The organism is Streptomyces sp. NPDC002785, from assembly GCF_040295565.1.
In the GTDB taxonomy this organism is placed as follows: Bacteria; Actinomycetota; Actinomycetes; order Streptomycetales; family Streptomycetaceae; genus Streptomyces.
The window spans coordinates 1-9159 of sequence record NZ_JBEOVN010000251.1 but is presented as its reverse complement, the minus strand read 5'-3'; the positions used below and the strand labels follow the sequence as shown (position 1 = coordinate 9159).

The following is a 9159-nucleotide window of genomic DNA, read 5'->3' as shown; positions in this document are numbered from 1 at the left end:
GGTGAGGCCCGTGAGGCGGACCTGGGTGTCGCTTCCGGGAACGGCAAGGGACAGATCTTCGTCAAGGGCGAGGTCATCAAGACCGTGCCCGAGTCCAAGATCGTCGAGACGCTGATCGAAGAAGCCCTGAAGATCGCCGAGGGCATGGACGACGCGGGAACACCCTCGGGGGTTCCCGCCGTAACCGTGAGCTGAAACAGAACCAGAGAGGGGCCCGAGCGTGACGATTCTGGGGAACATCCGGGGGCCGCACGATCTCAAGGCGCTGAGCGAAGCACAACTCGACGAACTCGCCGAGGACATCAGACAGTTCCTCGTCCGGGCGGTGGCGAGGACCGGAGGTCATCTGGGGCCCAACCTGGGGGTGGTGGAGCTCTCCATCGCTCTGCACCGGGCCTTCGACTCGCCCGTGGACCGCATCCTGTGGGACACCGGGCACCAGAGCTATGTGCACAAACTGCTCACCGGGCGGCAGGACTTCTCCAAGCTGCGCGGCAAGGGGGGCCTGTCCGGGTACCCCTCCCGCGAGGAGTCCGAGCACGATGTCATCGAGAACTCGCATGCCTCGACGGTCCTGGGCTGGGCCGACGGCATCGCCAAGGCCCATGAGGTGCTGGGGCGGAGCGACCATGTCGTGGCCGTCATCGGTGACGGGGCCCTCACCGGCGGTATGGCCTGGGAGGCGCTCAACAACATCGCGGCCGCGAGGGACCGGCCGCTGATCATCGTGGTCAACGACAACGAGCGCTCCTACGGCCCCACGATCGGCGGTCTCGCCAACCACCTCGCCACCCTCCGTACCACCGACGGATACGAGCGCTTCCTGTCGTGGGGCAAGGGCTTGCTCCAGCAGACGCCCGTCATCGGACAGCCGTTGTACGAGTCGCTGCACGGCGCGAAGAAGGGGTTCAAGGACGCCTTCGCCCCGCAGGGCATGTTCGAGGACCTCGGGCTCAAGTACCTCGGGCCGATAGACGGTCATGACATCGCGGCCGTCGAATCCGCCCTGCAGCGGGCGAAACGCTTCCACGGCCCGGTGCTGGTGCACTGTCTCACCGAGAAGGGCCGCGGCTACCCGCCCGCGCTGAGGGACGAGGCCGACCGCTTCCACACCGTGGGCGCGATGGACCCGCTGACCTGCGCACCGCTCGTCCCGTCCGCAGAGCCCACCTGGACCTCGGTGTTCGGGGACGAGATCGCCGCGATCGGCGCGCAGCGGCCGGATGTCGTGGCCATCACCGCCGCGATGCTGCACCCCGTCGGACTGACGAAGTTCGCCGAGGCGTTCCCCGACCGGGTCTGGGACGTCGGGATCGCCGAGCAGCACGCGGCGGTTTCCGCGGCGGGACTCGCCACCGGCGGACTGCATCCGGTCGTCGCCGTCTACGCCACCTTCCTCAACAGGGCCTTCGACCAACTACTGATGGATGTCGCGCTGCACAAGTGCGGGGTGACCTTCGTCCTCGACCGGGCGGGGGTCACCGGTCCCGACGGGCCCTCGCACAACGGCATGTGGGACATGTCCATGCTGCAGGTCGTCCCCGGGCTGCGGATCGCCGCCCCGCGCGACGCCGACGAACTGCGCGCCGAACTCCGCGAGGCCGTCGACATCGACGACGCACCCACCGTGATTCGGTTCCCCAAGGAGTCGGTGGGGGAGCCGATCCCGGCCATCGACCGGATCGGCGGAATGGACGTCCTGAGCGCGGCGCACAACCCCGATGTGCTGCTCGTGGCCGTCGGTGTACTCGCCCCGGTCTGTCTGAAGGCCGCCGACCTGCTGGCGGGCGGCGGCATCCGCTGCACCGTCGTCGACCCGCGCTGGGTCAAGCCGGTCGACGAACAGCTGGCCCCGCTCGCCGAACGGCACCGGCTGGTCGCCGTCGTCGAGGACAACAGCCGGGCAGGGGGCGTCGGTTCGGCGGTCGGGCAGGCGTTGCGGGACGCCGGGGTCGACGTACCGCTGCGGACGTTCGGCATCCCCGAACAGTTCCTCGCCCATGGCAAGCGCGCCGAGGTGCTGGCCGACATCGGGCTCACACCGGTCGAGGTCGCGGGGCGCATCAGCGCCGCACTGGCCGCCAAGGGAGCAGCGACAAGGACTGAGGAGAGCGAGGCATGAAGGACGACGGGCCCAAGGGCTTCGACCTGGCGCAGCTCCTCGCGGAGCGCGGCGCCGAGCGCTACGAGCTGCACACGAAATACCTCAACCACCAGCTGCCGCGCATGCTGCACACCATCGGCTTCGACAAGGTCTACGAACGGGCCGAGGGCGCGCACTTCTGGGACGCGGACGGCAACGACTACCTCGACATGCTCGCCGGGTTCGGCGTGATGGGCCTCGGCCGGCACCACCCCGTCGTACGCAAGGCCCTGCACGACGTCCTGGACGCCTCGCTCGCCGATCTGACCCGCTTCGACTGCCAGCCGCTGCCCGGGCTGCTGGCCGAGAAGCTGCTCACGCACAGCCCGCACCTGGACCGGGTCTTCTTCGGCAACAGTGGTACGGAGGCTGTCGAGACCGCCCTGAAGTTCGCCCGGTACGCCACCGGCAGGGCCAGGATCCTCTACTGCACCCACGCCTTTCACGGACTGACGACCGGCTCGCTCTCGGTCAACGGGGAGAGCGATTTCCGGGACGGCTTCGCACCGCTGCTGCCGGACACCGCCATCGAGCTCGGTGATCTCGACGCACTGCGCCGTGAACTGAAGCGCGGCGACGTGGCGGCACTGGTCGTCGAGCCGATCCAGGGCAAGGGCGTCCACGCCGCGCCGCCCGGCTTTCTGCGGGCTGCGCAGGAACTGCTGCACCAGCACAAGGCACTGCTCATCGCCGACGAGGTGCAGACCGGCCTCGGCAGGACCGGCGATTTCTATGCGTACCAGCACGAGGAGGGGGTCGAACCCGATCTGGTCTGTGTCGCCAAGGCTCTCTCCGGCGGCTATGTGCCGGTCGGGGCGACGCTCGGCAAGGACTGGATCTTCAGACGCGTCTACTCGTCGATGGACCGGGTCCTGGTCCACTCCGCGAGCTTCGGTTCCAACGCCCAGGCGATGGCGGCCGGGCTCGCGGTCCTCGCCGTGATGGAGGACGAGGAGACCGTCGCGGGCGCGCGCCGCACCGGTGATCTGCTGCGCGAGCGGCTGGCCGCGCTGGTCGACCGCTATGAGCTGCTGCACGAGGTGCGCGGGCGCGGACTGATGATCGGCATCGAGTTCGGCCGACCGTCGTCACTGAAGCTGCGCAGCCGCTGGACCATGCTGCAGGCGGCCCGCAAGGGCCTCTTCGCGCAGATGGTGGTGGTGCCCCTGCTCCAGAAACACCGCATCCTCACCCAGGTCTCGGGTGATCACCTGGAAGTGATCAAGCTGATTCCGCCGCTGGTGATCGGGGAGCCGGAGGTCGACCGGTTCGTCACGGCGTTCACCGCCGTGATGGACGACGCGCACAGTGGCGGCGGGCTGATGTGGGACTTCGGCAGGACCCTGGTGAAGCAGGCCGTCGCCAACCGCTGATCCCGCGGGGCCCTTCCGGGATTGCGTTTGCCTCTTAGGCAAGGAATTTGCCTAAGAGGAAAGTTCCTGGCTCAATGGACATATGAACACTCCTGACGGAGGGGTGGCCGACGAGTTGCCCGAGGTCGCGCCGCGTCTGCGTGATCTGCGCAGCAGCCGTGGTCTCACCCTGGAGACCGCCGCTCAACAGGCGGGGCTCTCACCCGCCCATCTGTCCCGGCTCGAAACGGGCCGTCGGCAGCCTTCGCTGCCGATGCTCCTCGGTCTTGCCAGGATCTACGGTACGACGGTTTCCGAACTGCTCGGCGAGACGCCCCCGGAGCGTGAGGCGATCATCCGTGGCGGGAGGTTCGAGGGGGCCGAGGCCGACGGCTGGATGTACCAGCAGGCCGGCGGCTCCGGCCGGGCGATGCAGGCGCTCCGTGTCCGGGTTCCGTACGGCGCACAGGGTGATCTCGTGCGCGTCCATCCCGGCGAGGAGTGGCTGTACGTGCTCGCCGGGCACCTCCGGGTCACGCTCGGGGATACCGCGCACGATCTGGCCCCCGGTGACAGCGCGCACTACGACTCACTCACCCCGCACCGGATCGCCGCCGTCGACCGCGACGGATCCGAGCTTCTCTTCGTCCACACCCTGCTCCAGAGCCCCGCCGCCGAGCTGTGCCTCGGCAGCGGTGTCCACCGCCGCTGAGACCGGTCCATCCGGTTACCAGAGAGGACCGTCATGTCCGATTCAGAGAACTTCGACCCGCTCGGGTCCAAGAAGAACTACGAAGCCCAGGAGCGGAAGTTTCCGCGCGGTGTGGTGATCCGGCTGTTCGCCTATCTCATCGCCGGACACGTCTTCGCGGCCTTCCTCTACCTGCTTTTCGCGGTGGCCGGCAAGGGCTGACCACCTCCGACGGGCGGGTTCGGCTACGCCTTGCCGAGGAGCCGGTCGCGCAGCCGCTCACGGGTCTCGGGCGCGAGCTTCAGGCCCTCGGAGAAGTAGCGGTCCGTGCTGCCCCAGGTCTCCTCGATGGTGGCGAACGCCGCAGCGAGGTAGTCGGCGTGCGCGCCGAAGAGTGGATTGAGCAGCTCCATCACCTCGGCCGACATGCCGTCCGCCGAGGTGTCGCTGCGGTGCACCTTGTAGCGGCGGTGGGCGTCGTTCGACTTCAGGTAGTCGGCCTCGATGGCATCGCGCTCGACGCCGACCGCGAGCAGTGACACCGCGATGGACAGACCGGCCCGGTCCTTGCCCGCGGCGCAGTGCATCAACGCGGGAACACTGTCCTGGGCCAGGGCGTGCAGGACCCGGCTGTGCTCGGCGGTACGGTCCCGGATGATCGCGCGGTACGAGGCGATCATCCGGTTGGTTCCCTTGCCGTCGGCCAGGATCGAGCGCAGCTGATCGAGATCGCCGTCGCGGACCATCCGCCAGAACTCGGCGCCGTCGGCGGGGTCGGAGAGCGGGATGCTCACGTTCCGTACGCCCGGCAGCTCCACGTCCAGGCCGTCGAGCCGGTGGTCGGCCGCATTGCGGAAGTCGAAGACCGTGTGCAGACCGAGACCGCCGAGAAAGGCGGTGTCCTCGGTGGTGGCGTGCGCGAGGTGACCACTGCGGAAGAGCCGTCCGAACCGCACCCGCCGACCGTCCGCGGTGGGCAGCCCGCCCACATCGCGGAAGTTGCGGACACCCGCCAGCTCGGGTTCCGCCGACGGGATCTGCGGCAACTGCTGCGTCACAGTGACTCCTGGAGTGTCTGGTGCCGGCGGGAGTCGCCGACAAAACCACTCCCGCGACGATACGACATTGATTCCTCAGGCAATCATCTCGGTCTTGCTTGTCGATACTTCCGCGAACCCCGGTACTCCTGCGGCGAATTTGCACGGTGAATTCCTTGCAAGGCTGTTGTCCGCCCACCGGCGACGGTCGATGATGTGCGGAACTGTTCGAATGTGGGGGTGCGATGATCGAGACTGGCGACAAGGGCCGGACCTGGCTGCTCAGCGGGGCGAGCAGCAGCTATGCACTGCGACTCACCGAGCGGCACGAGCTGGTCCATCTGCACTGGGGGCCACGGATCCCCCTTGCTGCAGCCGAGGCCCTGGCCGCAGCGCCGCAGCCACCCTTCAGGGCCTTCGAGTCCCAGCTCGACGGTCGCGAGGAGTACCCCGTGGAGGGCGGCCCCCGGTTCGTCCGCCCGGCCCTCTCGGTACGCACCCCGGAGGTCCGCGGCACCGAGTGGGCCTTTGTCGACGCCACGGTGGACGGAGACGAACTCTGTATCGACTTCACCGACTCCGTGCACCGGCTCGCCCTCACCCTGCACTACCGGATGCGGGGCGACTCCGATGTGATCGAGCGCTGGGCCACCGTCGGCCACGCCGGGCCGGAGGGTCCGCCGCTGGAACTGCTGCGTGCCGACGCGGCCGCCTGGGCGCTGCCCGCCCGCGACGGCTGGCGGCTGAGCCGGCTGCACGGACGCTGGGCGGCGGAGACGCAGCTCGCACGGGCGGAGCTGACGTACGGCGAGAGCGTCATTTCCAGCAGGCGCGGCCACACCGGACACCAGTACCTGCCGTGGGTCGCACTCGACGCGGACGGTGCGGCGACCGAGGAGAGCGGCGAGGTGTACGGCTGTGCGCTCGGCTGGTCCGGGTCGTGGCGGATCTCCGTACAGCAACTCCCCGACGGGCTCGTACAGATCACCGGCGGCGCCGGTTACGACGACTCGGGGCTGCTGCTGCTGGCGCCGGGGGAGTCGTACACCACGCCCGTCTTCGCCGGTCTGTGGAGTGCGGAGGGGTTCGGCGGGGCGAGCCGGGCCTGGCACGCCTGGCAGCTGGCCCATGTGATCCCGGACGCACAGACCCTGCGGCCGGTGCTCTACAACTCCTGGGAGGCGACCGGCTTCGACATCTCGCAGGAGCAGCAGCGCACCCTCGCCGAGCGCGCCGCCGCGATGGGTGTCGAGCTGTTCGTCGTGGACGACGCGTGGTTCGGGCAGCGCACCAGCGACCGGGCCGGGCTCGGCGACTGGACGCCGAATCCGGACCGCTTTCCCTGCGGGCTGAAGCCGCTCGCCGACGAAGTGCACGGACTCGGCATGCAGTTCGGTATCTGGGTCGAGCCGGAAATGGTCAATGCCGACAGCGACCTCTATCGCGCGCACCCCGACTGGGTGCAGCATTTCCCAGGGCGGGCACGGACCGAGTTCCGTAATCAACTGGTGCTCAATCTGGCCCGCACCGATGTGCAGGATTATCTGTGGGAGCAACTGGACACACTGCTCTCCAGTGCGCCCGTCGACTATGTGAAATGGGACTTCAACCGCTGCTTCACCGATGCGGGCTGGCCTGGCGAGGCGTATCAGCAGAAGCTCTGGATCGAGCATGTGGACGCCCTGTACGCGCTGATCGACCGGCTCCGGGCCGCGCACCCCTCAGTCGCCTTCGAATCCTGCTCGGGCGGAGGTGGTCGGATCGATCTGGGGATTCTGTCCCGTACGGACCAGGTGTGGACCTCCGACAACACCGACCCGCTCGACCGCCTCACCATCCAGGAGGGCTTCGGCCAGATCCATCCGGCCCGGGTTATGGCCGCCTGGGTCACCGACAGCCCGAATGTCCAGCTCAACGACAGGGTCAGTTCACTGCGGTTCCGTTTCGTGAGCGCGATGGCCGGTGTGCTCGGGGTCGGCGGGGACCTCGCCGAGTGGAGTGAGGAGGAGCTGGCCGAGGCGCGGGCCTGGGTGGATCTTTACAAGGAGATCAGGCCGGTGGTGCAGCGCGGCGCGCTGCACCGGCTGCGCGCCCCGCGCGGCGGACTCAGCGCGGTCCAGTACGTCCATGGGGACGAGACGGTGGTCCTGATGTGGCTGGAGGCGCAGAGGTACGGGGAGCGGACCCCGGCCCTGCGGCTGCGCGGGCTCGACCCCGCAGCGACGTACACCTGCCTGGACACGGGGGCGGTGCACCACGGTTCGGTACTGCTGCATCAGGGGCTGCACACCGGGCTTCGGGGCGATCTCGACGCGCGGGTTCTGAGGCTCCGACGCGGATGATGGGCATGACGTGTCCGTAATGAGTGCATTTATTCTAATGTGCCCCGCTTGTGCGGGAGATGGCTGCCGTCTCGTGAGCGGAATCATATCCGTGACGGTGTGTGCTGGCGGGGTGGTCGGGTATTCCGTGCGCGGTGCGGAAAGGAAAGATCCTTAATCCACGGAGTGTGACCGGAATTCCGCGCTGATTTCCGAGCGCGGATTCCGGTAAGGAGCCAGTGGCTTGTTCTCTCCATCCTGACTCGCTTACGGTCACCGTCAATCCGGACGGACCGCCTAATCCTGCCGCCGTCCGGAATTCACACCCACTCATCGCGTGGCAGGAGCGGGGGAACCAGGTAGGCCGCCGATCGGAGAACTCCGGCCGGCTAGGGGTGAAGTCGCGCTCGGCGCGGCAGGGCATCTCCAGCCCGAACCCGACAGCTCACCTCGCAGGCGCCGGAGAGGAAGCACGTCATGCCCATATCGGGTAAGCATCGTCGTACGAAGTCCAGCACCATCGCCCGTGGCGTCGCCGCCGCGAGCGCCGGCGGCGCCGTCATCGCGCTGCCGCTGCTCGGTGCCACCGGTGCCCATGCCGCGGAGCAGGCCGCCCCGGCCGCCCCGCAGTCGGCCTCCGCCGCCACGCACGCCGCCCCGGCCAAGCCGGTCGCGCAGAAGCAGGCCACCACCACGACGTACACCGTCGTCTCCGGTGACTACCTGTCGAAGATCGCCGACGAGCACAAGGTCAAGGGCGGCTGGCAGAAGCTGTACCAGGACAACCGCAAGGTCGTCGGCGAAAACCCCAGCCTGATCTTCCCGGGCATGAAGCTGACGCTTGACGGCAAGGCGGCGGGGCACTCCGCGCCCACCGGTGCCGGCGCGGGTGCCGCTCTCCCGTCGAAGGCCCCCTCGGTGCCCTCGTCGGCCGCGGAGAAGTCCGCCCCGGCCAAGTCCGCCCCGGTCGAGTCCGCCCCGGCCAAGGTCTCGACGGTCACGGAGTCCAAGACCTCCGCCCCGGCCGGCCAGAGCAGCAGCTCCGGCTACAGCCACCCGGTCCCCGGCAACCACACCACTGGATACCGCGCCTCCGGCTCCAACTGGTCCAGCGGCAGCCACACCGGGATCGACTTCCCCGTCTTCACCGGCACCAGCGTGAAGGCCATCACTTCCGGCAATGTCGTCGCCGCCGGCTGGGGTGGCGCGTACGGCAACCAGGTCGTCATCAAGCACGCCGACGGCCGCTACTCGCAGTACGGCCACCTGTCCTCGATCTCCGTCTCCGCGGGTCAGGCCGTGAGTGCCGGTCAGCAGATCGGCCTCTCCGGCGCCACCGGCAACGCCACCGGCCCGCACCTGCACTTCGAGGTCCGCACGGGCCCGGCGTACGGCTCGGACATCGACCCGATCGCCTACCTGGCTTCGCACGGCATCTACGTCTGAGCCGAGCGGCTGGGCAGTTGAGCAACGAAGCGTGACCTGAGCAATACAGAAGGGGCGGTGCGCTGCGGGGCACCGCCCCTTCTGGTTGGTCCAACCCGCACATGGGGGCGGGATCGGGGGGGGCCGTGTACCGCACCCCCAGGTACGGGCGGTGGTTTTGCCCCGATTT

At 68.7% G+C, this 9159-nt stretch carries 7 protein-coding genes, 1 pseudogene and 1 riboswitch; of the genes and pseudogenes, 7 read left to right on the top strand and 1 reads right to left on the bottom strand.

Features of this window, described 5'->3' with window-relative positions:
• From ABTZ94_RS33855 to ABTZ94_RS33835, 5 genes and pseudogenes are all read left to right on the top strand, one after another.
• A pseudogene (locus tag ABTZ94_RS33855) lies at positions 1-195 on the top strand (flavodoxin-dependent (E)-4-hydroxy-3-methylbut-2-enyl-diphosphate synthase); the annotation flags it as partial.
• Positions 196-220: 25 nt separating this feature from the next.
• Positions 221-2122, top strand: a complete 1902-nt coding sequence (gene dxs / locus ABTZ94_RS33850; RefSeq protein WP_351206686.1) for a 1-deoxy-D-xylulose-5-phosphate synthase — start codon at positions 221-223, stop codon at positions 2120-2122.
• Positions 2119-3516, top strand: a complete 1398-nt coding sequence (locus ABTZ94_RS33845; protein WP_351206684.1) for an aspartate aminotransferase family protein — start codon at positions 2119-2121, stop codon at positions 3514-3516. The genes dxs and ABTZ94_RS33845 overlap by 4 nt, the downstream gene beginning before the upstream one ends.
• 82 nt (positions 3517-3598) lie before the next feature.
• Positions 3599-4207 carry a helix-turn-helix domain-containing protein gene (locus tag ABTZ94_RS33840; RefSeq protein WP_351206682.1) on the top strand — a complete coding sequence of 203 codons (609 nt, stop codon included), beginning with the start codon at positions 3599-3601 and terminating at the stop codon, positions 4205-4207.
• Positions 4208-4240: 33 nt separating this feature from the next.
• Complete coding sequence (locus tag ABTZ94_RS33835) at positions 4241-4408, top strand: DUF6126 family protein (RefSeq protein ID WP_351206680.1); 168 nt, start codon at positions 4241-4243, stop codon at positions 4406-4408.
• Positions 4409-4431: 23 nt separating this feature from the next.
• Here ABTZ94_RS33835 and ABTZ94_RS33830 read toward each other — a convergent pair whose 3' ends face one another.
• A complete protein-coding gene (locus ABTZ94_RS33830; protein WP_351206678.1) occupies positions 4432-5244 on the bottom strand; it encodes a tyrosine-protein phosphatase in 813 nt (270 codons plus the stop codon).
• A gap of 224 nt (positions 5245-5468) precedes the next feature.
• Here ABTZ94_RS33830 and ABTZ94_RS33825 point away from each other — a divergent pair, with 224 nt between their 5' ends.
• The gene (locus tag ABTZ94_RS33825) at positions 5469-7565 is read left to right on the top strand and encodes an alpha-galactosidase (protein WP_351206676.1); all 2097 of its coding nucleotides are present in this window, start codon (positions 5469-5471) and stop codon (positions 7563-7565) included.
• A 296-nt stretch (positions 7566-7861) separates the two neighbouring features.
• A riboswitch (cyclic di-AMP (ydaO/yuaA leader) is annotated at positions 7862-8018 on the top strand.
• Positions 8019-8021: 3 nt separating this feature from the next.
• The gene (locus tag ABTZ94_RS33820; protein ID WP_351206674.1) at positions 8022-8990 is read left to right on the top strand and encodes a M23 family metallopeptidase; all 969 of its coding nucleotides are present in this window, start codon (positions 8022-8024) and stop codon (positions 8988-8990) included.
• The last annotated feature ends 169 nt before the right edge of the window (positions 8991-9159 follow it).